Origin of the sequence: Humisphaera borealis, assembly GCF_015169395.1 — a bacterium.
GTDB lineage: Bacteria > Planctomycetota > Phycisphaerae > Tepidisphaerales > Tepidisphaeraceae > Humisphaera > Humisphaera borealis.
Map to the genome: position 1 here is coordinate 2,737,105 of NZ_CP063458.1, position 26,988 is coordinate 2,764,092.

At 62.8% G+C, this 26,988-nt stretch carries 20 protein-coding genes; 9 read left to right on the forward strand and 11 right to left on the reverse strand.

Annotation, left to right across the window (positions count from 1 at the left end):
- Nucleotides 1-27: 27 nt before the first annotated feature.
- Nucleotides 28-1,497: a TolB-like translocation protein gene (locus IPV69_RS10205; RefSeq protein ID WP_206295007.1), complete on the reverse strand. Its 1,470-nt coding sequence runs from the start codon at nucleotides 1,495-1,497 to the stop codon at nucleotides 28-30.
- Between the two features lie 19 nt (nucleotides 1,498-1,516).
- Between IPV69_RS10205 and IPV69_RS10210 the strand changes: the two genes are divergently transcribed.
- The 6 genes from IPV69_RS10210 to IPV69_RS10235 all read left to right on the forward strand — a co-directional run bounded on the left by IPV69_RS10210 (nucleotide 1,517) and on the right by IPV69_RS10235 (nucleotide 7,835).
- Nucleotides 1,517-1,864, forward strand: coding sequence for a hypothetical protein (locus IPV69_RS10210; protein WP_206295008.1), 348 nt, complete (start codon nucleotides 1,517-1,519; stop codon nucleotides 1,862-1,864).
- A gap of 42 nt (nucleotides 1,865-1,906) precedes the next feature.
- On the forward strand, nucleotides 1,907-2,293 hold the full coding sequence (locus tag IPV69_RS10215; protein ID WP_206295009.1) for a hypothetical protein: 387 nt from the start codon (nucleotides 1,907-1,909) through the stop codon (nucleotides 2,291-2,293).
- A 276-nt stretch (nucleotides 2,294-2,569) separates the two neighbouring features.
- The gene (locus IPV69_RS10220; protein WP_206295010.1) at nucleotides 2,570-3,646 is read left to right on the forward strand and encodes an agmatine deiminase family protein; all 1,077 of its coding nucleotides are present in this window, start codon (nucleotides 2,570-2,572) and stop codon (nucleotides 3,644-3,646) included.
- A gap of 263 nt (nucleotides 3,647-3,909) precedes the next feature.
- The gene (gene speA, locus IPV69_RS10225) at nucleotides 3,910-6,048 is read left to right on the forward strand and encodes a biosynthetic arginine decarboxylase (protein ID WP_206295011.1); all 2,139 of its coding nucleotides are present in this window, start codon (nucleotides 3,910-3,912) and stop codon (nucleotides 6,046-6,048) included.
- Nucleotides 6,011-6,853, forward strand: coding sequence for a lamin tail domain-containing protein (locus IPV69_RS10230; protein ID WP_206295012.1), 843 nt, complete (start codon nucleotides 6,011-6,013; stop codon nucleotides 6,851-6,853). The genes speA and IPV69_RS10230 overlap by 38 nt, the downstream gene beginning before the upstream one ends.
- A 277-nt stretch (nucleotides 6,854-7,130) precedes the next feature.
- Nucleotides 7,131-7,835, forward strand: a complete 705-nt coding sequence (locus IPV69_RS10235) for a PEP-CTERM sorting domain-containing protein (protein ID WP_206295013.1) — start codon at nucleotides 7,131-7,133, stop codon at nucleotides 7,833-7,835.
- A gap of 129 nt (nucleotides 7,836-7,964) precedes the next feature.
- On the opposite strand, the gene IPV69_RS10240 is transcribed toward IPV69_RS10235, so the two are convergent.
- The 4 genes from IPV69_RS10240 to murQ all read right to left on the reverse strand — a co-directional run bounded on the left by IPV69_RS10240 (nucleotide 7,965) and on the right by murQ (nucleotide 11,838).
- Nucleotides 7,965-9,215, reverse strand: a complete 1,251-nt coding sequence (locus tag IPV69_RS10240; RefSeq protein ID WP_206295014.1) for an FG-GAP repeat domain-containing protein — start codon at nucleotides 9,213-9,215, stop codon at nucleotides 7,965-7,967.
- Between the two features lie 69 nt (nucleotides 9,216-9,284).
- Nucleotides 9,285-10,016 carry a carboxylesterase family protein gene (locus IPV69_RS10245; RefSeq protein WP_206295015.1) on the reverse strand — a complete coding sequence of 244 codons (732 nt, stop codon included), beginning with the start codon at nucleotides 10,014-10,016 and terminating at the stop codon, nucleotides 9,285-9,287.
- A gap of 57 nt (nucleotides 10,017-10,073) precedes the next feature.
- Nucleotides 10,074-10,814 carry a carboxylesterase family protein gene (locus IPV69_RS10250; protein WP_206295016.1) on the reverse strand — a complete coding sequence of 247 codons (741 nt, stop codon included), beginning with the start codon at nucleotides 10,812-10,814 and terminating at the stop codon, nucleotides 10,074-10,076.
- Between the two features lie 109 nt (nucleotides 10,815-10,923).
- Nucleotides 10,924-11,838 (reverse strand): N-acetylmuramic acid 6-phosphate etherase, encoded by a 915-nt coding sequence (gene murQ, locus IPV69_RS10255; RefSeq protein ID WP_390884403.1) that lies wholly within the window; start codon nucleotides 11,836-11,838, stop codon nucleotides 10,924-10,926.
- 154 nt (nucleotides 11,839-11,992) lie between these two features.
- Between murQ and IPV69_RS10260 the strand changes: the two genes are divergently transcribed.
- Both IPV69_RS10260 and IPV69_RS10265 read left to right on the forward strand, forming a co-directional pair.
- Nucleotides 11,993-12,787, forward strand: a complete 795-nt coding sequence (locus tag IPV69_RS10260; RefSeq protein WP_206295018.1) for an ABC transporter ATP-binding protein — start codon at nucleotides 11,993-11,995, stop codon at nucleotides 12,785-12,787.
- A gap of 299 nt (nucleotides 12,788-13,086) precedes the next feature.
- The gene (locus tag IPV69_RS10265; RefSeq protein ID WP_206295019.1) at nucleotides 13,087-14,019 is read left to right on the forward strand and encodes a hypothetical protein; all 933 of its coding nucleotides are present in this window, start codon (nucleotides 13,087-13,089) and stop codon (nucleotides 14,017-14,019) included.
- A 123-nt stretch (nucleotides 14,020-14,142) separates the two neighbouring features.
- Here the strand turns inward: IPV69_RS10265 and IPV69_RS10270 are convergent, their stop codons facing one another.
- The 5 genes from IPV69_RS10270 to IPV69_RS10290 form a co-directional block, all read right to left on the reverse strand.
- Nucleotides 14,143-15,486 (reverse strand): MFS transporter, encoded by a 1,344-nt coding sequence (locus IPV69_RS10270; protein ID WP_241180008.1) that lies wholly within the window; start codon nucleotides 15,484-15,486, stop codon nucleotides 14,143-14,145.
- Nucleotides 15,487-15,616: 130 nt separating this feature from the next.
- Entirely contained in the window at nucleotides 15,617-16,810 is a 1,194-nt protein-coding gene (locus tag IPV69_RS10275; RefSeq protein WP_206295021.1) for a WD40 repeat domain-containing protein, read from the reverse strand.
- A gap of 257 nt (nucleotides 16,811-17,067) precedes the next feature.
- Nucleotides 17,068-18,390, reverse strand: coding sequence for a DUF1501 domain-containing protein (locus tag IPV69_RS10280; RefSeq protein ID WP_206295022.1), 1,323 nt, complete (start codon nucleotides 18,388-18,390; stop codon nucleotides 17,068-17,070).
- Between the two features lie 119 nt (nucleotides 18,391-18,509).
- A complete protein-coding gene (locus tag IPV69_RS10285; RefSeq protein ID WP_206295023.1) occupies nucleotides 18,510-20,249 on the reverse strand; it encodes a DUF1549 domain-containing protein in 1,740 nt (579 codons plus the stop codon).
- A 417-nt stretch (nucleotides 20,250-20,666) separates the two neighbouring features.
- On the reverse strand, nucleotides 20,667-22,253 hold the full coding sequence (locus IPV69_RS10290; RefSeq protein ID WP_206295024.1) for a hypothetical protein: 1,587 nt from the start codon (nucleotides 22,251-22,253) through the stop codon (nucleotides 20,667-20,669).
- 1,009 nt (nucleotides 22,254-23,262) lie between these two features.
- On the opposite strand from IPV69_RS10290, the gene IPV69_RS10295 reads away from it, so the two are divergent.
- The gene (locus IPV69_RS10295; RefSeq protein WP_206295025.1) at nucleotides 23,263-25,755 is read left to right on the forward strand and encodes a DUF1592 domain-containing protein; all 2,493 of its coding nucleotides are present in this window, start codon (nucleotides 23,263-23,265) and stop codon (nucleotides 25,753-25,755) included.
- A gap of 108 nt (nucleotides 25,756-25,863) precedes the next feature.
- Here IPV69_RS10295 and rnc read toward each other — a convergent pair whose 3' ends face one another.
- Nucleotides 25,864-26,604, reverse strand: a complete 741-nt coding sequence (gene rnc / locus IPV69_RS10300; RefSeq protein ID WP_206295026.1) for a ribonuclease III — start codon at nucleotides 26,602-26,604, stop codon at nucleotides 25,864-25,866.
- Nucleotides 26,605-26,988 lie beyond the last annotated feature (384 nt).

Below are 26,988 nucleotides of genomic sequence, written 5' to 3' on the forward strand. Positions count from 1 at the left end.
CGTGTTCATTCGTGGACGAGATCCTTCTTACCCCCCGAGATTCATCTTCACCATGAACATCGCCCGGGCGCGGCCGGCGATGATTCTTGCCACCGTCGGCGATTCCCAAACCACCCGCGAGCCCGGCGGGGCCGCGTCGAATGTCGGGCCGACACCTTTGCCGTCGAGCGCCAACTGCCACTTGGTTTCGCCGGCAGGTAGTGCGTGGGCGAGCCAGGCGCCGTCGGGGGAGAAGGCAAAGAACGTGGCCGGGCCGACGCGCTTGTCTTCGAGGAACAGCATCCGCTGGGCACCGATGATGACGACCGATGCGACCTTCGCCGAATCGGGGCTGAAGCCCGCTGTCGCGACGACATCGACCGGAGCGTACTCCTTGCCGTCGAGCACCAGGAACTGCCGTCCATCGCGGCCGGCGACGGTCGCCAGGCGTTTGCTGTCCGGGCTGAAGAGCATGCCGCCGGTGCCGTCGAACGAGCCGGCGGTTTTCCCGTCTACATAGACGCTCCATTTCTTGTCGGTCATCGTCGTGATCGCGATCCGCCGCCCGTCGGGGCTGAAGACGATCGCGCCGATGCCGTCGAACGGCTGAAACTGCTTCTCGCCTTCGCCGCCGTTGTAAACCAGCGACTGCTTCCCGCCGGGCTTGCCGTCCGGGCCGGCGGGTTCGATCGCGTAGGCGTAGCGTTTGCCGTCGGTCGAAAACGCCAGCCCGGCGACGATCGCAAACTTCGCCGACGACTTGCCGTCGATGACGATCGCCGACTCGGCGCCGTCGCGGGCGATGTACCCCCAGCGGCCACCCTGGGTGCTGAAGGTCATCCGGGCGACGACATCGTGCTCGGGCTGGGCGGCACCGTCGATGACGTAATACTGTTTGCCGCCGGCCTTGGGGTTGGCGGGGTCTGGCTTTTCGGGGGCCTTGCGGGCGCGGTAGGCAAATTGCTTGCCGTCGGGGCTGAACTGCATGTCGGAGGCGAAGATTTCGTCGGCTTCCGGCTGTTCCTGGCCGTCGATGACGACCTGCATCTTGCCGTCTTTGGTCTTCTGGGCGAGGTAGGCGTATCGCTTGCCGTCGGTCGAAAAGACCACCCGTCCGACCATGTAGTATGGCGGCTGCGTGGTGGCGGCCCACTGGGGTCCGGCCTGGCCGACGACGAGCATCATCTGGTTGCCCTTCTGAATCTCGTAGGCGAAGCGTCCGCCTTCAGGGCTGAACAGGAGGGAGCCGCGAACCACCCATTCTTCGACCGGCCCGCGTACGCCGTCGACGACGACAGTGAAAGATCCGTCCTTCGATTCGACGACGCCGACGTGGAGGTTGTCAGGGCTGACGAGGGTGTCAATGATCTTGACGCCATCGGGAATCGTATAGATTGGGGTCTCGGTGACCTTCACCGCCGGCTGGGTGGATGGCGCGGCGGGCTGGGCGGCGAGTGGGCCTGCCAGCAGGAGACCAAGAATGGCAGAAGCAAACGACGGTACGCGTAGGGTGGACATTGGTTGCGGGAATGATCACGTGACGAACATCAGCAATCAAGCGTCGCCCGATGGGGAAAACGTGCTGAGCAAGCCACAGGATCAACGAATCGCGCAAGTGATCAGCTATTCGACTTTGACTGAGCCAAAGCCGGGGCATTGGCTCGCACGACTTGCGTGCTGGTGTGGCGAAGGCCTGCTGGACCTCACGCTGATCGTGGTGGCCATCTACGGCACGATAGAGATCCACAAAACGATCGACGCTCCGCCGCCACTGACTTTCGCACTGTGGGCGCTATTCATCACTGCGCTGATCGGGATCGACGTCTTCGTGTCGCAACGGATCTGGCGGTGGGTAGAGTCGGATGTGAAGAACGATGTGCTTTAACCAGGCTCGGTTATGCAGCATGAGGGTGGCGATTCTCGCGGGATGAAATCAGGAAAACAGGCGGGCGAAACCCCGGCAGGCGAGTCGCAACCTGAAAGCTCACCGCCAGCAGTCTTGCCCTACCACGCGTCCGGTCGCGACGACTACGTGGGCCCGATCGACGAGGTGTACGGGCAGATGGGTCGGGCGGCGCTGATACTGTCGTTGTTCGCTGCCAGCTATGTGATCGCGTTCAAGGTTGTCTCCGTGGGGTCGCTTTCGGTGTTTAACGGATTCGGGATTTGCTGTCTCGGACTGCTCCCGTGGATCGTCTCTCTGACGCTCGCCATACGCGTCTCGTTCCGGCAATCCGTTGGCCGGAGTTTCGCATTGGCTGCGCTCGCCATCGATCTGACGTTGATGTTTGCGGTCATTTGGCTGGCGCGATGAACCTTACCACGGGCTGGTACCACTCTATCGGCGTGGATTGGACTTGGGTGGCATGGGCAACGGTACTCCGTTGCCCGTGGCGGACGTTGATTGGTGTTCGCCACGGGCAAGCGAGTACGCTTGCCCATGCCACCCAAAACTTGCCTGCGGCTGAGTACCTGCATCTTCAATGAGCGATCGATGATCGCGGTGGCAAAATGAATGCAACGTGATATACGCTTGCCTGCACCGACCGCCGGCGGTGACACGGACCCCTTACCCTCGATCCACCGCGCCATGACCAAGCTCAAGATCCTCGACAAGACCCCCGCCGAACTCGGCTACTCGTTTCCCGCCGAATGGCATCCGCACATCGGCACCTGGTTCAGTTGGCCGCGGCCGGAGGGAATTTCGTTCCCGGGCAAGTACCACACGGTGCCGGAGAACCTGGCCCGCATCTTCGCCGAGATCGCGAAACGTGAGCAGGTTCACGTCAACGTGCCCAACGACAACTGGGAGTACATCGTCCGGCAGCAGTTGAAGGAGCACGGCTGCCCGACGAAGAACGTGTTCTTCCACCATATCCCGACGAACGAAAGCTGGTGCCGGGATCACGGCCCGGCGTTTGTGCTGAAGCCGGCGACAAAGAAGGGCGCGAAACCGCAGACGGCGATCGTCGACTGGGGCTTCAACGCCTGGGGCGGCAAGTATCCGCCTTACGATTCGGACGACGCCGTCCCGACCCGGATCGCCGAGGAACTGAAGCTGCCGATCTTCTATCCGAAGATCGTCATGGAAGGCGGCGCGATCGAGGTCAACGGCGCCGGCACACTCCTGACGACGACCGACTGCCTGCTCAACAAGAACCGCAACCCGACCCTGTCAAAACCGCAGATCGAGCAGTATCTCAAGGACTACTACGGCCAGAAGCACATCTGCTGGCTCACCGGCGGTATTGAGGGAGACGACACCGACGGCCATGTCGACGACCTGGCCCGGTTCATCTCGCCGACGAAGGTCGTCATCGGCATGGAGCCCGATCCGAAGGACGCCAACTACAAGGTGCTCAGGTCCGCCCGACGGCAACTGGAGAAGTTGCGTGACCAGGACGGCAAGCCGTTCGAGATCATCGAGATCCCCATGCCAAAGGCGGTCGTTTACGACGGCCAGCGGCTGCCGGCGACCTATGTGAACTTTCTGTTCGTGAATGGGGCGTTATTGGTCCCCACTTTCCGCGACAAGAAGAACGACCGCCGGGCGATCGAGGTTCTTCAGAGCCATTTGCCGAAACACCAGGTCGTCGGCATCGACTGCACGGAGCTCATCTGGGGCCTGGGCGCGATCCACTGCCTGAGCCAGCAGTGGCCGAAGTAGGGTGGGGTTCACCCCACCGAAACGCACGATGGAAAAACTGTGTTCATTCGCGGGAAGGTAAACCCAATCGAGTTTCCGGACCGCATCACGCCACTTCCCAAGGAACACAACCGGTATCCGCTGGGGTTCGGTGGGGTGAACCCCACCCTACAAAAATTACGATCGCCTTTTCATTCCGCCGCCGCATGCGGATAAGATGTCGCCGCTTTCCCGTCGTGGCGTTGCACGCGGGAATGGCACCTCGGACGAAGGAACGACACCAGATGGCCACTCCGGTCGATACCGCGACCCCACAGTCTTCTTCCCCCGCAACCCCCACGCCGGCGAACGACGCGCAGTCCGGCGTCAGCCCGTCGGCCCCCGGCGCGACGCTGTCGCCGTTCCCGGCGGCCGTCGGTGTCGCCGCGGCGATCGCGGAAAAGATGAACCGATCCGGCAACGGCGCCAACGGCAGCAATGGGAACTCAGGCATGACCGACCATCACAGCGCGCTGCCGCAACGCCCCTGGAGTGTCGAAGAATCCGCAAAGCTCTACAGCATCAAAAACTGGGGCCAGAGCTACTTTTCGATCAACAACGACGGCCACGTTGCCGTCCACCCCACGCAGGAGCCGGCGCGGAACATCGACCTTAAAAAGCTCGTCGACGAGCTCCGCGAGCGCGACATCCAGCTCCCCTGCCTCATTCGCTTCACCGACATTCTGCAGCACCGCGTCCGCCAGATTCACCAGGCGTTCGACCGGGCGATCAGGGACCACGAATACCGCGGCGAGTACCGCTGCGTCTACCCGATCAAGGTCAACCAGCAGCGCCACGTCGTCGAAGAAATCCACGCCTTCGGCAAGCCTTACGGCTTCGGCCTGGAAGCCGGCAGCAAGCCGGAACTGCTGGCCGTGATGGCGATCGTTGACGACAATAACACCCCAATCATCTGCAACGGCTTCAAGGACGACGAGTTCATCGAAGCCGTCATCCTGGCGACGAAAATCGGCCGGAACATCATCCCGGTGGTCGAGAAGTTCAGCGAGCTTGAACTGATCGTGAAGTACGCCAAGCTGCACAACGTCAAGCCGAGCATCGGCGTGCGGGTGAAGCTGTCGGCCAAGGGTGCCGGGCGGTGGGAACAATCCGGCGGCGTGCGGAGCAAGTTCGGCCTGTTCATCGCCGAGGTGATCGACGCGCTCGATTTCCTCCGCAAGCACGGCATGGGCGACTGCCTTAACCTGCTCCACTTCCACCTCGGCAGCCAGATCAACAACATCCGCAACGTCAAAGCGGCGATCATCGAACTGGTCCGCGTCTACACCGAAATGCAGCGGCTCGGCGCCGGCTTAAAGTACATCGATGTCGGCGGCGGCCTGGGGGTCGATTACGACGGCTCCAAGACCGACTTCGGCTCGTCGATCAACTACGGCCTTCAGGAATACGCCAACGACGTGATCTTCCACGTCAAGGAAATCTGCGACCAGGCCAAGGTCGATCACCCGATCATCATCAGCGAGAGCGGCCGGGCGATGGTCGCGTACCACAGCGTGCTGGTGTTTAACGTGCTCGGCTGGAGCGGCTTTGCCCGGTTCGATCTGCCGCAGCAGATCACCGACGAAGATCGCCGAAGCATGCCCGCCCCGGTGGTCAACCTCTTCGACACCTGGCAGGGCATCAATGAATCCAACTTCATGGAGTATTACCACGACTCCCAAATCAGCAAAGACGCCGTGCTGAACCTGTTCAGTCTCGGCTACTGCTCGCTGGAACAGCGCAGCCTGGCCGAGCGGCTCTACTTCGGCATCTGCTCGAAGGTCCTGACGATCATCCGCAAGATGGACTATGTGCCGGACGAGTTCCAGGGCCTGGAATCGATGCTGTCCGATACGTACTTCTGCAACTACTCGATCTTCCAGTCGATGCCCGACAGCTGGGCGATCGACCAGTTGTTCCCGATCATGCCGATTCATCGGCTGGCGGAAGAGCCGAATTGCCGGGGCATCATCGCCGACATCACGTGCGATTCCGACGGCAAGGTGGACCGCTTCATCGACCGCCGACAGGTCAAGCCGGTGCTCGAACTGCACCCCTACCGCGGCGACGACTACTTCCTGGCGGCGTTCCTGGTGGGGGCGTACCAGGAAATCCTGGGTGACCTGCACAACCTGCTCGGCGACACCAACGCCGTCCATGTAACGCTCGACGAAGACGGGTTGGCGACGATCGACGAGGTGATCGAAGGCGACACGGTCCGCGAGGTGCTGCACTACGTCCAGTTCAGTGCCGACGACCTGCTGCGATCGATGCGCAAGATGGTGGAACGGGCGCTGAAGGAGCAGAAACTGAGCCTGGACGAGAGCCGGGTATTGTTAAAGTTCTATGAAAGTGGGCTGGAAGGGTACACGTATCTGGAGTAATCAGGTCTCTCCAACCGACCCGGTGCGGCCTTTTGTGTGGTTCGTGCCATTGAGCCTCACGGTTACTGAATTCAATTGGGGCAGCATGATCGCCAGCGGAATAGTCCGTTTAATACGTTCTCTTTCTGCACAGCGCTGGTGCGCGATTTCCGCATGCATTGCGGCTTCGGGATTCTTCAGTCCAGTTGCGCCGGCCGCTGTGGTGATCAACGAGATCTATGGGGGAGGAGGCCTCGCCGGTTCCCCGCTTCGGAACGACTACGTCGAGATCGTCAATAACGGCGCAACCGCTTTCATTCTCGATAATTATCGACTCGAAGGCGCAGGGGCGGCGCTCACGGATTGGGATGGCATTACGTTCCCTGCGGGGACTTCGCTGGCGCCGGGGGAAGTCCTGTTGGTCCAGTTCGGCTCCAGTGGAAGCATCGGCACTTTGCTGACGGGGACCTTCGGGACTCCAGCGAGCAAGAACATCAGTGCCACTGCCGGCAAGGTGCGTCTGCACGATGGCACCGTCGGGCTTACTGCCGCCGCCGATGCCGCCGGGATACTGGATTTCGTCGGGTATGCCACCACGGCAAACCAGTTCGAGGTCACGCGGGCACCTGCGGGAAGCAACCAGCTTTCCATCAGTCGCAAGGTGGACGGCGTCGATTCGAACAACAACGGCAACGACTTCACGACCACACTAAGCCGATCGCCGGGAGCAGCTAACGTGCCGGAGCCAGGGGTGCTAGGGTTGGCGGGGCTGCTTGCCGGACTTAGGGCTCTCGCACGTCCCTCCCGCCGAAATAGCTCGAAGTAGAATCGCCTCAGGGGTTTACAGAGAGTCGCTGATCTGCAACTCAAGCGACGTCACGCCACCCACACATATGGTCTAAGCTACCCAAGGTCGCAGTCTCGCCCCACCTTCCGTGTAAGAGTTCAATAGATGCCCTTACTGATCAGAAATTCCAACACGGCTTAGTATTTTCTTTATAGTCCAGCCGTACCCTGTCCCAAGAGCCCAAGATTGCTGCTTCGGGCGAATTGCGACGCTGTAATGCTCTGAGCAGCCTCGCTCTTTCGGGAAGGTTGAGATTATGGATTGCTTAAAGAAAGTTGTCGTCGGGTCAGTGGCGGTCATGGCTTCGGCCGTTTTGATCCCTTCGATCGCCAACGCCGCTTCGATTCTGGAGTGGAACACGGCAGGCAATCTTGGAACGGAGACGACGGAGCCCAGCACGCTGAATGACCCCGGCGTGGCCACTTCCAATCTCACTTTGGGTGCTGGCGTAACTCCGGCCGCGAATGGCAACCGGTTCGGCGGAAGTAACTGGTTTGATACCGGCGATTCCCAGCCCCAAACGCTGGCACAAGCGGTCACCGGCAATGACTATATCCAGTTTGTCCTCACTCCTCAGGCCGGTAACACCGTGAGCCTCACCGGGTTTTCATTCATCTGGGGTCGTTCTGGCACTGGTCCCGACGCCCTCACCTTGCGGTCGTCGGCCGACTCTTTCACCGCCGACTTGGCGACGGCCACAGGGTTGGTCGATACGACTACTGTCGTCACAAATCTGACTTTTACCTTGAACAACATCACCACCGCCACAACATTCCGCCTTTACGGTTACGGCGGAACCGCGACGGCCGCCACCGGTGGTACCGGCGGCTTCGACACTGCGACGGCCGCTACCACGCCCAACGTCATCCTGAGCGGCACCGTCGTTCCGGAACCCAGCGCGTTGGCCCTTATCGGCGTCGCTGGTCTGCTGGCTGGTCGGCGTCGTCTGCGTAACGCTTAATGGATCCGCCAAGGCGACTCGCTGCAACCATTACACACTGATCAAACGAATGAAGGCCACCGGTTTCGACCGGTGGCCTTTCCGTTTTCGTACGCTCGGTAATCCTCGTGGCAAAGGCCGTTCCGACACTTACTTCGCCTTGTTCCAGTAAATCACCACATTCTTCGTCGCCCGTCCCACGCCGACGATGTCGATCTTTCCGTCCCCGTCGAAGTCGGCGCACGCGACGTCTTCACACGCCACACCGCCCTTCTCCAGTTGCATCATCGACCAGGTCACTGCGCCATCCTTCTCGCCGGCGACCTTGAAAATGCGAATTCCCACCGGCGGTTTGCCGGCCAGCACGTCGCGCCAGCCGATCACGATCTCGTCAGTGCCGTCGCCGTCGAAGTCGGCGCACCAGACCGCGTGGCCGCCGGTCAGCGTCTCGTCCAGGACCGTGCGCGGCCAGAGCTTGTCGGCGTTGAACGTGTTGGTCGGCTGCACGTAGACGACCGCCTGGTTGCCGTGGAACGGCTCGGTCGTCGCGAGAATTTTGCGGCCGTCTTTCAGCTTGCCCACCTTGATTTCACTCGACCCGCGGTTGCCCGTGGGCGTTGTCTGGTTCCCTTCGCCCAGGTGGTACGTGGTCCACTTGCCCTCGGCCATCGGCACCAAAAGGTTGACGCCTTCGTAACTCGCGGTCAGCACCTGGTCGGGCTTGGACAGACCCCACTGCACGGGCAGAAAGTTGTGCATCACGTGGAACTTGTCATTGATCAGGTACTGTTTCCACGGCTCCTTCGCCGGGTTGGCGGGAATGGTGTACGCCGTCAGGGCGACGGCGGCATCGGCCCACTGCGCCTTGGCTGTCGAGCCGACGCCTTTCAGCGGGCCGACGACCAGTTCCATCTTCCCATCGCCGTCGAGATCGCCGAAATGAATCCGATGCAGCGTCGGCTCTGATTGCTTGATCGGAAACACCTGCCACGGCTTGCTCAGGTCGTCCGGCTGCTTGAGCCACTGCAGCGAACCGGCACCGGTGGTGTTGTTCGGCAGCCAGTCGGCCCCCAGTGCGATGTCCACCTTCCCGTCGCCGTCGATGTCGTGCGCGGCGATACAGACGTTGTCGGCCTTCACGCCGGCTTTGTCGTTCTCGATGACCGTGTGCAACTTCCAATCGGGGTTGCTGAACCAGATCACCCGATTGGCGTCGCAGACCAGGATGTCCGGCTTCTTGTCGCCGTTGATATCGACCACGCGAACGGCGTAACCGATCTTGAGCGTCTTATCGATCTCCTGGGACTTAAAGGCCAGCGCCGGGACATCCTGCGCGAGCGCGGACGACGCGAAGGCGCCAATCGCGAGACCGACGGCGGCATGGGTGAGTTTCGAGATCAAGCGGTCCTCCGAAGACAGACGGTGTGGAAAAGAACGACATGTGCAGCGGACTACAAAATCGGCAGGCTGTTACTTTTTCGGTCGCGACTGCTTGAGCAGCCAGCCGTAGAACCCGGGATCGGTATACGTCTTGGTGCCGACCTCGCGGCCGGCGGAATCCGGATACACGGTGAGTTCGACCGATTTCGCGCCTGCCTTCTTCAGCCCTTCGACCATCGCTTTGCCCTTCTCAAGGCTGATGTCCTTGTCGCCTTCGAAGGCCCGGATGGGCAGGTGCTTGATCGGCTCGATGTACGCGTCGAGACCGCCTGCGCAAACCGGCGCGACGGCGGCGAACAAATCGGGGTTTCGAGCGGCCAGGCTCCAGCAGGTGAAGCCGCCCATCTCGGTGCCGGTCAGATAGACGCGGTCGGCGTCGGCATTCTTAAGTTGGGCCAGTGCATCAAGCAGCAGGCCCCGAACCGGCTTGGGATCCCAAAACTTTCGTGGCGGCGACTGCGGCGCGATGACGATGAAGTCTTTCGTCTCTTTGCCGACCAGCTTGGGCGGGCCGTGCTTCTTCAGCTTTTCCAGGTCGGCAACGCCATCGCCGCGCTCGGTCGCGCTATGTAGAAAGAGGATGACCGGCCATTTCTTGTCGCCGCCGTCCTTGTAGTCGGCCGGCAAGTACAGAAGGTATCCCATCTTTTCGCCGTCGCGGTCGTACATCTCCGGCGTCTGCTGTCCCGGCGAAGGGGCCGCCACGGCAGGCGCGCACAGGACGAGAGCCGAGATCATGAACGAACAAAGTACAACGCGCATGCGAACGCTCCAGAATGACAACCGAGCGACAAAAGCCCCCTCTGACGCAGCCGGGTGCTACCTCTTCTGCCGCGTGTGCTTCAGCAACCACTCGTACAGTTTCGGGTTCGCGTACGACTGCGTCCACGAATCATGCCCGACGCCGGGGTAGATGGTGAACTCCACTTCTTTCGCACCGGCGGCTTTCAAGGCATCGACCATGGCCTGGCTCATCGCGATCTTGACAGCAGTGTCCTTGTCGCCGTGGAAGACCCAGATCGGCAGGTTCTTCAGCTTGGCGGCGGTCGAAGGGTTGCCGCCGCCGCAGATGGGAACGACCGCCGCGAACACCTCGGGGTATTCCGCCGCCAGCATCCACGACCCGAATCCGCCCATGCTCAGACCGGTCAGGTAGATGCGGTCGGTGTCGGCGTTCTTAAGCTTTCCGGTGACTACATCCAGCAGCCCCTTGAGCGATTTGGCTTCCCACCGGTCGTCCTTCGGACACTGCGGCGAGATGACGATGAAATCCTTCGTCAGGCCTTCGACCAGTTTCGGCGGGCCGTGCTTCTTGTTCTTCTCCAGTTCGGTGGTGCCGTTGCCCCGCTCGCCGGAACCGTGCAGGAAGAAAATCACCGGCCATTTCTTGTCGCCGGCGTCCTTATAGCCCGCCGGCACGTAGAGCAGGTAGCCGAGCTTCTTGCCCTGGCCTTCGTACATCTCGGCGGTCTGCTGGCCGGGCGTCGGGGCGGCGGCAGCAACACCGGCGGCGAACAGGACGGCCAGCGTGGCAAAAGTGTGAACGAAAGCGCGTCGCATTCATTTCCTCCGCGAGATGACGAGTGACATGGGCGTGAAGGGATGCCACGCCGTTCCCATTGGTATGCCCGGGAGGACCGTGTGTTGTAAACGCCCGAAAGGTGACTGCTCAGGATTGTGCTTCGATCGCGGCTCGTAGGCTTCCACTAACGGCGATGAGGATCGCACGTGCGTCGTCCGCGTTGACGCCGCGTTTGTGCATGACGACCGCAACCTTCACATGGCCGTCGGCACGTTGGAGCAGCGCCTGCGCTTCGTCGCGGGGAAGTTGTGTCAGCGTCGCGACGATGCGCGTGGCCCGGTCGACCAGCTTCTGGTTCGTCGCCTTCAGGTCGACCATCAGGTTTTCGTACACCTTGCCCAGGCGGACCATCGCGACCGTGGTCAGGGTGTTGAGGACCAGCTTGGTGGCGGTGCCCGCCTTGAGCCGGGTGGAGCCGGTGACGACCTCCGGGCCGACGAGCGGACGGATCACCACATCGACCGGCGGCTCGCTGGGCACCGGCTGCACGCAGGAGAGGAAGATCGTCTTTGCGCCCCGTTCCGTCGCCCGCCGAAGCGCCCCGTGCACGAAAGGCGTGGTGCCGCCGGCGGCGATGCCGCAGATGACATCATTGGCACCGACGGATTTGCCATCCATTGCTGCCGCCCCGTCGGTGGCGCTGTCCTCGGCGCCTTCCTTCGCCCGGAACATCGCCGATTCACCGCCGGCGATGATGCCCTGCACCTGGTCGGGGTCGGACCGGAAGGTGGGCGGGCACTCAGAGGCATCGAGAACGCCGAGCCTGCCGCTCGTGCCGGCACCGACGTAGATCAGCCGCCCCCCCGCCGACAGCGAAGCGACCACGATGTCGACCGCCCGAGCGATCGATTCTTGCTCCGCCGCGACCGCCTCCACCGCGCGCAAATCCTGGCGGTTCATCAGCGCGACGGCGTCGGCAATGCTCATCGCATCCAGCGCCATCGACTCCGGCAATCGCTGTTCAGACAAAAGGTGTGAGCGGTCGTGCATGGCGGTCATTATCAGTAGGCCGTACGCAGTAGGCAGTACGCAGGGAAGAAAATGCGGCAGAACGATTCATCGATCTGGAACCCCATGGGTTCTACTGTATCCTGACCATGGCGTCCTGTTCAGTGCCGCTGGTGCATGGCACTCTACTGCGTACTGCCTACTTCTCATGAGCAACGTCGCCGTCGTCGAAAACCTCAGCAAGGTCTACCGCAAGCCGGGCACCAACATTGAGGTCCATGCCCTGCGCTCGATCAACATCGAGTTCAAAACAGGCGAGTATACCGCGATCATGGGTGCCAGCGGCTCGGGCAAAAGCACACTGATGAACATCATCGGCTGCCTCGACCTGCCGACCAGCGGCCGGTACCTGCTCGGGGATATCAACATCGGCGAACTGCCCGACGACCAGCTCAGCGAGATCCGCAGCAAGCGGATCGGCTTCATCTTCCAGAACTTCAACCTGATCCAGCAGCTGACGGTGCTCGAGAATCTCGAAGTGCCGATGTTCTACCTGGGCGTCCCCCCCGCCGAGCGGCGTCGCCGGGCGATCGCACTGGCGGAAAAGGTCGGCCTGGGGCAGCGGCTGGACCACCGGCCGATGCAGCTTTCCGGCGGGCAGCAGCAGCGCGTCTGCATCGCCCGCGGCCTGGTCAACGATCCCCTAATCCTCCTCGCCGACGAACCCACCGGCGCACTCGACAGCAAGACCGGCCAGCAGATCCTGGCGTTGTTCGACGAACTGGTCGCGCAAGGCCGAACCATTCTGATCGTCACGCACGACCCGACGGTGGCACACCGGTGCCAGCGTGTGATCTCGCTGCATGATGGATCGATCCAGAAGGACATCCGCAACCCCGGCCCGGCAATTCAGGTGGAGAGTGGCCAGTTCGCCCCCGAAGTCGCCGAAGGCTCCGAGCAACCGGGACCGATCCCGTACGCGCAGGAATCGGGCCAGCACTGAAACACGTCTGGCTCTGCCGCGGCAGAAGAATCGCCATGGAGACGCGGAGACACGGAGGGGTGCCGGGCGACCCACGATGCCCGCGAGATGTGATGCGCGGGTTTCAAGCGTATCTATTCTCCTTCCATGTGCCCCAGCATTCGCCATCACCACTGAAACGCAGAGGATTCGAGTTGCCCTCCGTGTCTCCGTGCCTCCGTGGTGTTCTGCTCTTTTGGAAGCGCAAGACGCGTATCACCCTCGAATGTTGCCCCGACGCAAACTTGCTCCGGCCGACAGGAACGGGATAGGCTGTGAGCATGCACACTCGAGCCCACCGCCCGGCAGTCTGTCTCTTCATTCTTCTCTGCCTCACCGCCACCACCCGCGCCGCCGAACCAGCGAGACTCGCGACCATGGACGAGCTTCGGCAGATGTACGATGCCGGTAGCTTTCAGGTCTGCCTCCAGCAGATCTCGCGCGTGTCCCGCCTGACCGGCGATGCCGCCAAGCCTTATGACAAGTGGGCGCTCCTGCTGCTCAAGGCCGACTGCCTGCTGCGGATGGAAGATACGTCGGAGGCACTTCGCACCTACCGCGCGGCCGAATCTTCGCCCGTCGCCAAACAGGCCGCCGAGGCTCGTGCGACGGAGTTCCTGATCAAGAAGAGCCAGAACCTCGCGTACAAGCCCAAGACCGTCCAGACGCCAGAGCCCCTGGCGATCACCGTTCCGCAGAGTCGCAAGAAGGCATTGGTCGCGTTGCTCGACGACGAACTGGCGGCCGACCGTGCCAAGATCAACCAGGCGCTGGAGGCCAAAACGCTCACGCCGATGTTCGATATCGTCCCCGACCTGCTCACGCTCTGGGCGGTTGAAGTCACCGGCACCGGGCAGGAGAGCAAGACCGGCCCCATCCTGACCGGTCTGGGCGAGCGGGCGCGAACACTGATCGACCGCGACCTGCAGGTCCGCCGCGAGCAACTCGACGGCATTCGCCAGAAGGCGAACCAGATCGTGGAGAATCGCGGCAACTTCTGGTGGCAGGACGGCACCACCCGCCGCGGCCTCTACACACCCGACCGCAAAGAGCTGCGCGACCTCATGACGTACCTACAAAAGGTCGAAGAGGTCGGCGTTTTGGCCCAGAAGTATGCCTGGCAACTGGGCCGCGACGGCAAGAAGTGGGACGCCGTCATCACCGAGTGCCTTGTCATCATCGCCGATGCCGAGAAGGTGATGGAGGCGAATTGACGGGAGCGATTCCGGTGCCACGGGTCGGCGGTACCCCGCAGACCCGTGCGGGCGCTGCATCCTCGGCACGGGTCTCCGGAGTACCGGCGACCCGTGGCACCAATTCGCATAGGACAAGCCGCGTCATTCCTCCGCCGCGACGAGTTCCTGCTTCGGGCGAATGAGCAGAACCAGCACGATCGAGATGATCGCCGTGCTGGCGAAGACGCCGAAGATCACGTTCAGCGGCACATGGCGATCTCGGAGCAGGCCGAAGCCCCAGTCGGCCAGACCGCCGCAACTGATGCTCACCAGGTTCATGATGCCGTAGCCCGTGGCGCGGAGCCGGGGCCGTGCGATCTGGCAGAGGATCGGCATGTTGTTGCTGTCGAAGAACCCCCAGCCGAGCCCGAAGAGAACCAGGAACGAAATTGCGACGGCGAGACTGCTGGCGTTTCCGACGCCGAACATCGCGGGGATGATCAGACACATGCCGATCGCACTGGTGTAGATGCGGCCTCGGATGTTGGTTCGCGTCCAGCGGTCGGCGAGCACGCCGCCGGCAACCGCGCCGATGATCGCCGCCGCCTGCCAGGGCAGCGTCGCGGCGACGCCTGACGGACCCTGCCCGATAATGAACTCCTTCTTCAGGATCGCCGGCATCCAGTCGCGGACAACCCAGCCGGCCAGGGCGGGCAGCGTGAAGTACAGAACAAGCAGAATGAACGATGGATTGAGCAGCAATCCGGAAAGGACGGTCTCGGGCTTCCGCGGCGAAGGGGTTTCGTATGCCAGCACCGGCGCCCCTGAAGGACTGACTCCCGCCGATCCGGGAGGCAGTGCCGGAGAATCGGTCGCGGCCTCCGCCTTCTCGCTCCGATTGCGGCCCACCGGATCACGCAAAGCGATCGCCAGCGGGATGGCATAGAGCATGCCGAACACACCGCACACGTCGAACGCCAGTCGCCAGCCGAGGTTGGGCGCGTCGGCGACATACCCGCCGAACCCGCCGATGATGACGCCGATGTAGATCGCCATCTGGTGCATCCCGACGGCCCGCGAGCGGGTCGGGCCGGTGTGGTAGTCGGTGATCAGCGCCAGCGCCGCGGGGATGTAAAACGCCTCGCTGATGCCCATCATCGATCGGGCCCAAAGGAGCTGCGTGTAGGTCTCGACATGCCCCGTCCACCAGGTAACGGCCGACCAGACGAACAGGCTGCCGCAGATGGTCAGTCGTCGGCCGAACCGATCGGCGACGAACCCTCCGACGGGACTGAGAAAGGCATAGACCCACTTGAACTGCCCGAGCATGAAGCCCCAGTTGGTCTCGTTGCCGATCGAGGTGATGTCGGTCATCACCGAGTACTTCATCGACGCCAGCATCTGCCGGTCGAGGTAGTTGAGCGTCGCCACCGGCATGAGCAGGAGAACGACGATCCAGGCCAGGCGATGGAGGGAGGGGCGCGGCGATGGGTTTTCGAGCGTCATCACGGGTGGGTTGTTCCTCCGATTCCGACACAGGCGAGGGATTTGCAGGCGACAGACGCCCGATCGCCCCCATTACAAAGAAGGGCCTCCCGCATGGGAAGCCCGCGACGCGGCAAATCGGTCCGCTTCTTCAGGCACCGACGGCGGCGGTATCAAACAGCATGACCCGGCCGACCAGCCCGCCGTACTCGCCGTCTTTCGACAGCCGTCGCCCGTTGCCGGAACCGCCGCCCGGCTTCAGAAGGACCTGCGTGACGGCGACGCGTTTGCCGTCGGGGTGGACGGCAACCGTGCGGCAGTGCGTGAGCAGCTTGTTGAGGTAGACCGAAGCCTCCTGCCCCGGCTTCCAGCCGGCCACGGCGCCCTTGGCAGGCTGGCCGCTCGCCGCCGCAAGCACGTAACCGCCGGGATGCCAGTCGAGACCCAGGATCAGTCCTTCGGACGGATCGACCTTCTCCCATTGCCAGGTATGGATTGCCTTGCCGGTGGCAAAGTCGAAGCAGACCGCCGTCGGTTTGCCGGTGAGAAAACCACTGGTTGCCGGCTGCGTTCCGCCGGCGATCAGCCACTGACCCTTCGGGTCGTTGGTCATGCAGCGGACACCGCCGACGTCATTAATCTCCTTCACCCCCTGCGACATCGGACGGCTGTAAAGCACCGAGGCATCGAGCGTGCGAACGGCCTTCTTTTTTGCGATGTCGAACTGGTGGATGACCCCCTTCAGGTCACCGATCAGCAGCGAGCCGTCCGGATGAAAATGCGCCGACATCAGGTCGTCCGGAACCGTTGCCAGGTCGGCGATCGGCTTGCCGTCGGCGGACGACCAGAGACGGACGACTCGATCCGCGCCGCAGGTCGCAAGCGCGTGGCCGTCGGGACTGAGCGTCATCGAGCGCATCCACTGGCTGTGGCAGTCCTCGCGCTTCCAGAGCGGCTTTGGGTTCGCGGCGGCGTAGTCCCATGCGAGCAACTGGCCCCACGAATCGCCGGTGAACATCCGCTTACGGTCGCGGTGAAACGCCAATCCCTGCATCCACCCGCCATGGCCTTCGAACGTCGCGATCGTGTCGGCATCGTCTTGGATCGACCAGCGATAGACCCGTCCGTCGTAACCGCCGGCGAAAATGAACTTGCCGCAAGGCGAGAACCGGGCGAAGACGAACTCGCGGTCGTGTTCGAGCGTGCGCGGCCGCACGAGGGCAAAACCGTCCGGCCCGACAAACGCGGCGCTGGGATCGGGCTTGGCACCCTTCTTCGGCACCGGCGGCATCGGCAAGATGCGCGGGACGGGTACGACGTCGGGTTGTTCGGTCGTCTCAGGCATGTTGCATTCCGATCAAAGCACTCCGAAGCTCGGATTCTTTTTAGCGCCATCCCCGCAGGGGTGGGCTTTCGCGCGGTGAACTGCGGAACTACGGTCGATTTCGATCAAGCAAGGGTCCCGAGGGCACTTCAAGGTTCACCGGTCTGCTCCATGCGCTTATCGCGCGACGAGCCCACCCCTTCGGGGATGGCGCTAAAAGGAATCCGAATTCCGCGCCTGCGTGAAGAACGCAAACTTCGTCTTTCCTTCCATCAACTTCACGTCAGTATCTTCTCAATCGCCTTCGTCTCTTCATTCGCCACCGGCAGCGGCTGCCCGTGGTTGTCGTACTCGATCTTTGTCGTATCGACGCCGATCGCCCGGAACCAGGTGTGGAACAGGTGGCCGACATCCACCTCGTCTTCCGTCACCCAGGTGCCCTTGTCGTTGGTCTTGCCGATCACCGCGCCCTGCTGCAAACCGCAGCCGGACATTGCCACGCTCCACGCCTCCGGCCAGTGGTCGCGGCCGACGTGACCGTTGATCCTCGGCGTTCGGCCGAACTCGCTCATTGCGATCACCAGCACGTTCTCCGCCATCCCGCTGGCGTGCAGGTCTTCAATCAGTGCGGCGAAGGGTTGATCGAACTGCGGCACCAGGCATTGGCTCAGATTGAAGTTGTCGCCGTGCGTGTCCCAGTGATAACTGGTCACCTTCACGAACGTCACGCCGGCCTGGATCAGGTGCTTCGCTTGCAGGATATGCCGGCCGAGATCATGCCGGCCGTAGCGTTCGATATCCCGCTTGGAATACTGCGAGTCGTCGAACAATTCCTGCCGCGACATGAGCTGTGCCGCCATGTCGTAGGCATAGGTATTGGCGTCGTTCTCGGCGGTGCTGCGGCCGCGGGCGAAGCGTTCGTTGGCCTTGCGGCGGAGTTGATTCCGCGCCGCATCGACGTCCGCCGGGATGGCGGGATTGCGGAGAAGATTCTCCGGCGGCTTGCCGTCGCCCAGCGCCAGGCAGCCGTATCTGGCCCCCAGGAATCCGCCGTCCTGGTGCTTGAATCCCCCGCTGTAAGGTTTGATCCAGACGTAAGGCGGCAGCTTCGGATTGGCCGAGCCGAGAAAGTGAGTGACGGCGGCACCGAGGTACGGGTACTGCACGCCACGGTTCTTCGGATCGCCGCGCTCGATACGCAGCACACCTGACGAATGCGCGTCGTCCTTCGTGTGCATGCCGCGGACGATCGACAGTCGATGGGCCTGCTTGGCGCTGTGCGGCAACAGCTCGCTGAAGCGCACGCCGGGAATCGTCGTCGGGATCGACCGGAACGGCCCGCCGAACTGCGTGCCGGGTTTCGGATCCCACGATTCGAGCTGGCTGATGCCGCCGTCGAGCCAGATGAACAGGACCTGTCGCTTCTTCTTCGACAGCTCGGCGGCAAAAGCCGGCTGCGCGAGCGAACCCAGACCCAATGGCCCGAACGCCCCGCCGCTGGCGGCGGCGGCGAACGCGCCGGCGATGCCGCCTTTGAGCAACGACCGGCGCGATGTCAGGTGCTCGGCGCTCTGGCAGGCGTAGGGATGGCGATTGGACACGGTCGGCCTCCACGAATCTTCACTGCCCCGATGAGCGGTCGCACCGAAGGTGCACTTCCGCTCTTCATTTCATACCGGCAAAGAGTGCACCTTCGGTGCGACCGCTAATCAACCGCTAATCAATGATTCACCGCAAACTCCGTAGACGCGAGCAGCGACCAGACCAGTTCGCCGATCGCGCGGTCACGATTTCCCGCGGCCGAGCCGCCGGGCTCCTGTTTTGCGGTCAGATGGCCCGCGACATCGGCGCGTTCCTCGTCCGTCGGCATTCGCGTCAGCACGCTCAGGTACAACTCCTCGGCGACCTTTGCCGAATCATCAATCTTCGCCAGTCGGTCGATCAGATTGCCGTCCCGGCGTGTCAGCCATTCCAGTGTGCTGTCGTCGTTCAGCACGAACAGCGCCGCGGCGACCGTCGGGCTGAACTCGATTTCCGGTTCACCCGCCGGCGCTGCAAACGCCGTGACGAACTTCTTGCGGAGTTCTTTCAGCGTCAGCGGCTTGCCCTGCCCCTTCTTTGCCGGCGATTCGGTCTCTTCAACATCTGCGTCGGCGGCCGCAACGGGCTTGGTGGCCGCAGGCTCGGCCCTGCGCGACGACACCTTCTCCCAATCACCCGTTGCCATCAGCGAGGCATGCAGCAATTGTTCCGGCGACAGGCGCTTGAGCGGCGCGACCGCAAAGCTGCCCGGCTGCGGCATCTGACCCGACGCCGCTTCCGGCAGCCGGCTTGACCGCTGATAGGTCCTGCTGAGCGCGATCTCTCGCACATACCGCTTTATATCAAACCCCGATGACGCGAAGTCTTCCGCCAGCACATCCAGCAGCGCCGCCACGCTCGGCGGGTTGTCCTTGTGGTGCAGGTCCAGCGGGTGCACGACGCCGCGGCCCACCATCAGGTACCAGAGGCGGTTGGCCATGTTCCGCTTGAACAGTGGGTTCTGAGCCGTCGGGAGCTGCTGCGACAGCACTTTCAGCGGGCTGAACTTCGGCACGCCGAGCGATTTCTTCGCCTTGTCAGGCGGCGTCTGCCATTCCTGGCCCTTGTCGAAGACAGGAATCGACACCTCTTCCATCGCCGGCAACCGCGGGCCGATCTCTCGCTTCTCGCCGGCGAAGACCGATGCGAACTCGATCTTCTTATCGACCAGTTTCTCGCCGACCGCCGGATAACTGACGTCTTTGCGCAGGTAGCTATGGCCGACAAAGGCAAAGAGCCCCTGGAAGTCTGACTGCTTGTATTCGCGAACCGTGAGGTGATTGTGGCACTGGGCACATTGCAGATCGACGCCCAGGAACATTCGGCCGACGTCGCGCGTCAGCATGGGATAGTCGACCGGGTTCTGCCCGTAGTTCTCGAGCCGCTTGGCCAGGAAGATCGTCGCCCCGCGGGTCGCCTCGTCATCGGGCGTTGGGGACAGCATCTCGGCGACGATCTGGTCCGCCGGCTTGTTCGCGGCAAGCGCGCCGCGCAAGTAGCTCTCGAACTGCTCGATCTCAGGCTTGTCCGGCGCCAGCCGCCGCTCCATGAACATGACCGTCATCGCCTCGGCCATTCGCCGAGGGAAGCGGTCGTCGGCAAGCAGCTTGTCGATCAGTTTCTGCCGTTTGGCCGGGTCCTTGTCGGCGAGGAACGCGCGAGCCTCGTCGACGGTCGGAAGCGTCCCGGTCAGGTCGAGGTAAAGTCGGCGGAGAAACTCGGCGTCGTCGGCCGGCGGAGCGACCGCGATCTTGTTCGCCGCGGCATGACTTTCGACCGCGGCATCGATCCGCTCGTGCAGCGGCGCTTCGGCGCGCACATCGAGCGCGAGGGCCGCGACCAGCAGGCAGAGCGTCAGATGCAAAGGCGACCGTGACATGGCGTTCCACCTCGAAGACATGAAGCCGTATTGGTTACCGCGGTATATCAGAGGTGTTGCGGCCGAGGCGAGCCACGAATCTCACGAATGAACACGAAAAGGCGGCATTGAAGTCGAATACGGACGAATGACGCACGACTTTGGAACCGTCCTCGGTTCGCGCCCCTTCGCAACCTGGGACCGCCGAGCGCCTGCTCGGCATGTCGAAGAGCCGATCAGGCGCTCGGCGGTCCCAGGGCGCGAATCGCGATCGGCCAGTTAGAAGCCTCCCTGTTCGTGTTCACATTCGTGAGATTCGTGGCTGCCTTCGAACACGGCCGGCGCAACAAAACGCCGGGACGACCCTCCCCTCGGAGCGTCATCCCGGCGAGTTACAACAGTGTCGTGCGACCGGCCGATCGGCCAGCCATTGTTACGTCAGTTCGACTTGGGCGCCGGCACTGCTTCGCCTCTGGCGTCCAGGTAAAGTTCCTGCTGGCGGCCGGCGGCGTCGGTCCAGACGGTGTGGTAAACGGCCCGCCCGGCGCGATCGTGCTTCATGTTGATCACGTCCTTCGAACCGGTCGTTTCCTTCAGCACCTTTTCCTTCACCGGTGCCGGCAGTTCGGAGAAGTTCAGCCGATCCTGCAACATCGCCGGCGAAACGCGGGCTGCAGCCTTGGCGGGCTCGCTGGTGTCGATCGGCTTGCCGGTCTGAGCCGAGACGGGATTAACGATCGTTTCGCCGGCTTCGTCGACCCGCACCCACATCTCGTGACCGTTGCTATGGTAGATCGATCCGTACGAGATCTTGTTGTCGCGCGACTGCTTGAAGTATCGCGCCTTTGCGTCGGCGCGGGTCAGCGGTTCGAGCGTCTTGCGGACGCGGTCCGGAAGATCGGTCCAGCTGACCGCGACGCCATTCTCCTGAGCGCCCGGCGCGGCCGCGGGTTGATACATCGACAGCTTGGCCGCCTGCCGCAGATCGCCATTCTCGGCGACCGTCAGGAAGTAGCGCCGGCTGTTGTCCGTCTGAATCCAGTGCGCCGTGTAGCCCACGCTCCCGTCGGCGAAGGTGTCCTTGCGGTAGCGGACGTCGGACCCGGTCTTTACATATTTGCTGATCGCATCCATCGCGCGGGCGGGGATCTCGGAAGGCTCGACGCGGGCGGAGGTCGCGACTTTCAGGTTGTCGGGCCCGTCCATCTGCAGCGACCGGTCGTCGATCTGAGCCGTCATCACCAGCGGTCCCGACATCAGCGAGCCGTTGTCGGCGACCGTTACTTCCTGTCGCGAGCCGTCGGCGGCGGTGAACATTGCCTGATAGCGGGCGCGGTCTTCAACGGTGACACGGTAGTAGTTGACGTGCTTGCCGCCGTTGGTGAAACGATCCAGCGACTTCAGTGCCGGGGCCGGCAAATCGGCGGCGCGGATCTCTGTGCTCAGCGGCCTGGCGGCGGGCGCGGCAACCGCGCCGGGCGTCGTGGGCGGAGCCGGAACCTGTCCGGGGACGGCCACCGGCGGGGTCGGCGTCGGCACGTTCGGCGGCACGGCGGGCGGCGGTGTGGCAGCGGCCGCGGCGGCTGTCGCCTGCGCGTTGCGAACTCGGGCAATCCAGTCGCCGAGCAAACGCTCACGGTCACCGGCCGCGGGCCCACCCGCGACCTGCGTTGGGGCCAGCCGTGGACCGGCGACAAGCTCGCCTTCCTTATTGATGATCAGTTGCAGGCGAAGATTCGCTGGCGTGGTGAAGTTCACCTGGTAGCGCCCGGTTTCGTCGAACTTGCGATAATCGACGTCGCGAGAATCGAGGGCGTTGGCTCGCGCAGTTGCACGAACCGGGGCGGGAACCTTTTCGTCGGCGATACGTTCAGAATCCTGCGCGAAGGCCGGGCTCGCTGCAAAGGGGGCGATGCCGCTCCCCAGCAAAGCAGCAAGCACAACAGCGGCGAGTCGGCGTTTGAGCAGCGGATTTGAGTCAGAAATGTTGCCAGAGATAGGGGTCTTATGCGGGTCGGGGCACATGGGTCGCTCCTTCGTTCAATGGATGTCTGATTGCACTCCGCAACGGTGCAGAGCATCAGCATTGAAGGCCCCGCAACATTCCATCTTCCTGAATACGGAGTGATTCGTGGTTCATCTTCGACTGTTCGACCCGCTATTGAGCCCGGTGCAGATTTGCTTCCGCGAAGAACCGACCGCTAGCCGCGGCGGTGAATCTTCGCCGTGGTTATGGATTTGAGGCCCGACGGGCCGTGATCCCATAGCCCAGCCCGAAGGGCTGGGTGCTGGCGAGACAGTGACGCAAGGCCTGAAGGGCCGGAATAATCGACCGCGAGATGCCATTGCCGTTACCACGCCCTTTCAGGGCTTCCGAGGGGAAGCAACCGCAACCCAGCCCTTCGGGCTGGGCTATGGAATCCCGGCCCGTCGAGCCTGCGAAACGGACTCACAAAACCGTTGCAACGATCAAGCGACACACCAATTGCCAATCGCCGAAGGGGCCAGAAGAAAAGCTTGCACTTCGATGCGAACCTAATAAAATACGAACTATTGGGCCGCAGGGGTCATCGCGCGGAACGTGATAGCAAAGTAGAACGACCGACGGCGTGTGTGAGTCGCCAAGCCGAGGGCCTGGGCCTTCCCGGTGAACACGCGCACGACGCGGCCTGGCTCACTGCGACTTGCCGCGCGTGGTCCTTCGTACACGCCAACGCGGAGCCGGACGCGCATGACGCTGAAACATCGAATTTCCCAAATCAAAGCCATTGGAAACTCGTTGTTCGTTGGATTTGACGTCCTGAAGCGGTTCAGGGATGTCGGGAGCGGTGGCTTTGCTTCGAACAGTGGCATCTGACGTGGGATCTTGGTGGCTTTCCGCGGGTTTAGTCGCCAGCACCGGCACCGGATTGTGATCGCCGCGCAATGCGATGGCCGTTTTTGAACCCGAGCACCGGTCTTTGTCGTATGTAGTGCAGCGGGTGGCCCGCTATGATGCGGTGCACGAACTTTCACTGACCGGACAAAAGGTGGCATGCAACGTTTCCAACTGATTTCCGCCCGAGGACTGTTCTTCGCGAACCCCCGCCGTCTGACGGTGTCTGCGGTCGCGGCCGCCGTCGTTGTCGCGGCATTTGTGCCGCAATGGTTTAAAGGCGGTCGGACGACGGACACCGCCTTGGCCCAGGCCGCGCCGAAGGCGGCACCCACGGCACCGCTGTCCACCGCCAGCCTGCAAGCGCGCTTTAAGACCGACATCCAGCCGTTTCTCGCCAAGCACTGCACGGACTGCCACGCCAACGGCAAGGCGAAGGGGGATTTCTCCCTCGATCCCTACAAAACCCTGCTCACGATTCAGGCCGCCAAGGAAAAGTGGAATCACGTCGGCGACGTGCTTCGGCAGAAGCTGATGCCGCCGGAGGAGAAACCCCAGCCGTCGCAGGCGGAGTTTGACCGTGTCATTCAGTGGATCAGCGACGCCACGACCTTCTGCGACTGCTCCGGCCCGCCGGACCCCGGTCGCGTGGCCATCCATCGGCTGAACCGCAATGAATACAACAACACGGTCCGCGACCTGCTCGGCGTCGACTTCAAACCTGCCGCCGACTTTCCCGCCGACGATACGGGCTACGGTTTCGACAACATTGCCGACGTGCTGACGATGTCGCCTCTGCTCGCCGAGAAGTATCTCGCGGCGGCTGAGGCGATCATGGAGTCGGTCATTCCGACCGACAACCCGTATCGATCGCGGGTCGCCCGGTACGGCGAGACCAGTTTCAAGCCGACCGGCGACAGCAACGCCGGCTCGCTTTTCGGCAGGGGCGATACTTCGATCACGCACAACTTCATCGTCGCCGGCAGCTACGAGGTCCGCCTGACGGGATGGCACCGCAAGATCGACGGCGAAAACCCCAAGGTGCAGGTGAAGATCGCGGGGCAGGATATGGGGGTTGTCGAACTCCCCGGCTCGCGCGACAAGACCGTGACGACCAAGCTCAAGATCACGGCACCGCGTGGCGATCAGAAGATCACCTTTACACTGATCAACCCGAAGTCGATCGACATCAAGGAAAAGAACCGCAAGGCGGTGCGGTCGGCGGTGATTGAGAACATTGAAGTCGAAGGCCCCATCGGGGTCGCGGCTCCGCCGCCGTCGTCAGGATATCGCAGGATCTTTGTCGCCAAGCCCGGCCAGGGCGGCGTGACGGAAGAAGCGGCGGCCAAGATGGTGCTGCAGCGTTTCCTCGGCCGGGCCTACCGCCGGCCGGCGGCAAACGACGAAGTCGAGTCGCTTCTGAAGCTCTACAAGTCGGCCCGGGCCGACAAGGAGACCTTCGAGAACAGCATCCGTCTGTGCCTGACGGCAGTGCTCGTCTCGCCGCACTTCCTGTTCCGGGTGGAAGTCGATCCGGCACAGGCGCTGGCCGGCGATCCGAACAATCCCAAGCCGTACGCGATCAGCGACTACGAGCTGGCGACGCGTTTGAGCTACTTCCTGTGGAGCAGCGCGCCGGACGATGAGCTGATGGCCGCCGCCGGCAGCGGAAAACTTCGCGACCCCGCGCAGCTTGAGGCGCAGGTCCGCCGGCTGCTGACCGACGCGCGGGCGATGTCGATGGTGGAGAACTTCGCCGGCCAGTGGCTGGAACTTCGAAACCTGGAGGACTACTCGCCGGACCCGGCGTTTTACCCGACCTTCGATTCCGATCTGCGCGCGGCGATGAAGCGCGAAACCGAGCTGTTCTTCGAAACCATCATGAAGGAGGACCGCAGCATCCTCGAACTGCTGACCGGCGAGTACACCTACGTGAATGAACGGCTCGCAAAACACTACGGAATGAGCGGAATCGCCGGGGATCAATTCCGGCGCGTCAGCTTGGCCGGTAGCAAACGGGCGGGGTTCCTGACGCAGGCCAGCATTCTGACCGTCACCGCGATGCCGACCCGCACCAGCCCGGTGAAGCGCGGCAAGTACATCTTGGAGAACGTCCTTGGCACGCCTCCCCCGCCCGCACCGGCCGACGTGCCGCCGCTGTCGGACAAGCCCAAGGATGTGTCGTCGGCGACCCTGAAAATCCGCCTTGAGGAGCACCGCAAAGACCCCAACTGCGCGGTCTGCCACATCCGGATGGATGGTATCGGCTTCACGCTGGAGAACTTCGATGCCATCGGCCGCTGGCGTGACAAGGACGGAATCTTCCCGATCGATTCGTCCGGCAAAATGCCTGAAGGCACGGTACTGGCCGGCCCCGACGGGCTTCGCCGCATGCTGCTGGCCCGTCAGTCGGATTTCACCAGCACGATGATCCGCAAGATGTTGACCTACTCCCTGGGGCGTGGCTTGGAGCACAACGACCAGTGCGCGGTCAAGGCGATCGACGCCGAGGTGCGAGCCAAGGGCTACAAGTTCTCGTCGCTCGTGCTGGCGATCGTGAAGAGCGCGCCGTTCCAGCAGCGTCGGCTCCTGCGGCCGGAGGAGGTCCGGATTCGAACCGAGAAGAGCCTCGACCTGCAGGAGAAGAAGTAACCCGATTGAAGAGTGTTGCGTCCGTAGGGACCGCTTTGGCGGACGCCGGAAGCGAGATTGGCGTGCATCGCGAAAGATTGACGTGCATCGCGTCCGCCAGGGCGGACCCTACAGCTCTCCGGCCGTCTCGGCGACTTCGTCCATTGCCTTGTCGACTTCCTTGGCGTCCATGACGCCGAGCTCTTCCAGCGCTACGAGTGCCGCTTTCTGCTCGGCCATCTTCTTGTTGGGGCCCCAGGCGCTCTCGAACCGGCGATGACCGATGAAGACCGCGACCTCGAAACACTTGCTGTGATCCGGGCCCTTCTCGTCGAGCAGTTCGTAGACCGGCGTGGCACCGAGGATCTTCTGAGCGTGCTGCTGCAGGACCGCCTTGTAGTTGTTGAGATGGCTGTTGGCGACAATCTGCTCGAGCTTGGGCGTCATCGTCCGCAGGACGTACTTTTTGACGACGTCGAAGCCGCCGTCGAGGTAAACCGCCGCCACGATCGACTCGTACACCGCCGCCGCAAGACTGCTGGGCATCTGCGAGCGACTGCTGATGCCCTTACCGATGATGAGCAGGTCGGCCAAGCCGGTCTCGATCGCGACCTCGGCGCAGGTCCGCCGGCTGACGACGGCCGACTTGATCTTGGTGAGGTCGCCCTCGTTGTACTGCGGGAACTTGAGGTACAGCGCCTCGCAGATGATCAGATCGAGGACGGCGTCGCCGAGGAACTCCATCCGCTCGTTGCTGTCGAGGCGGTTGTCGGCGATCGACGCGTGGGTCAGTGACTCTTCGAGAAGGTCGGGGTCATTGAACGTGTGCCCCAAGACCTTCTCGGCTTTTTCTTTGATCTCTGGACTCAAGTGAACTCACCAGGGCATGTGACAGGTCGGCGGTGCGGCCGATAGCAACGAGCATTTGCAACCGAAGCGACAGCGAACGGGCCGGCAAACTTCACAGCCAAACGTCCGCCGCGAGGCGAAAAGCTCGTGACAAAACGGCGATCAAGGCGGCAGGGAGTGCGGGTTTGGCGGATCGGATGGGTGGTCGGTGCCCGGATCCGCGAAACCTGAACGCCCGGTTGTGCCGCTGCGGGACAAACGGCCCGCCAGCAACCACCGGCAATCCCTCGCGGCATAAGGTCAAGCCAGCCGCGGACAGGATCGCAGGGAGCGACGCCGCGTAAACTACGGGTGAGGCGTGGCAGTGTCAACGAAATCTGCCATTCCCAATCCGCCGGGGCATGA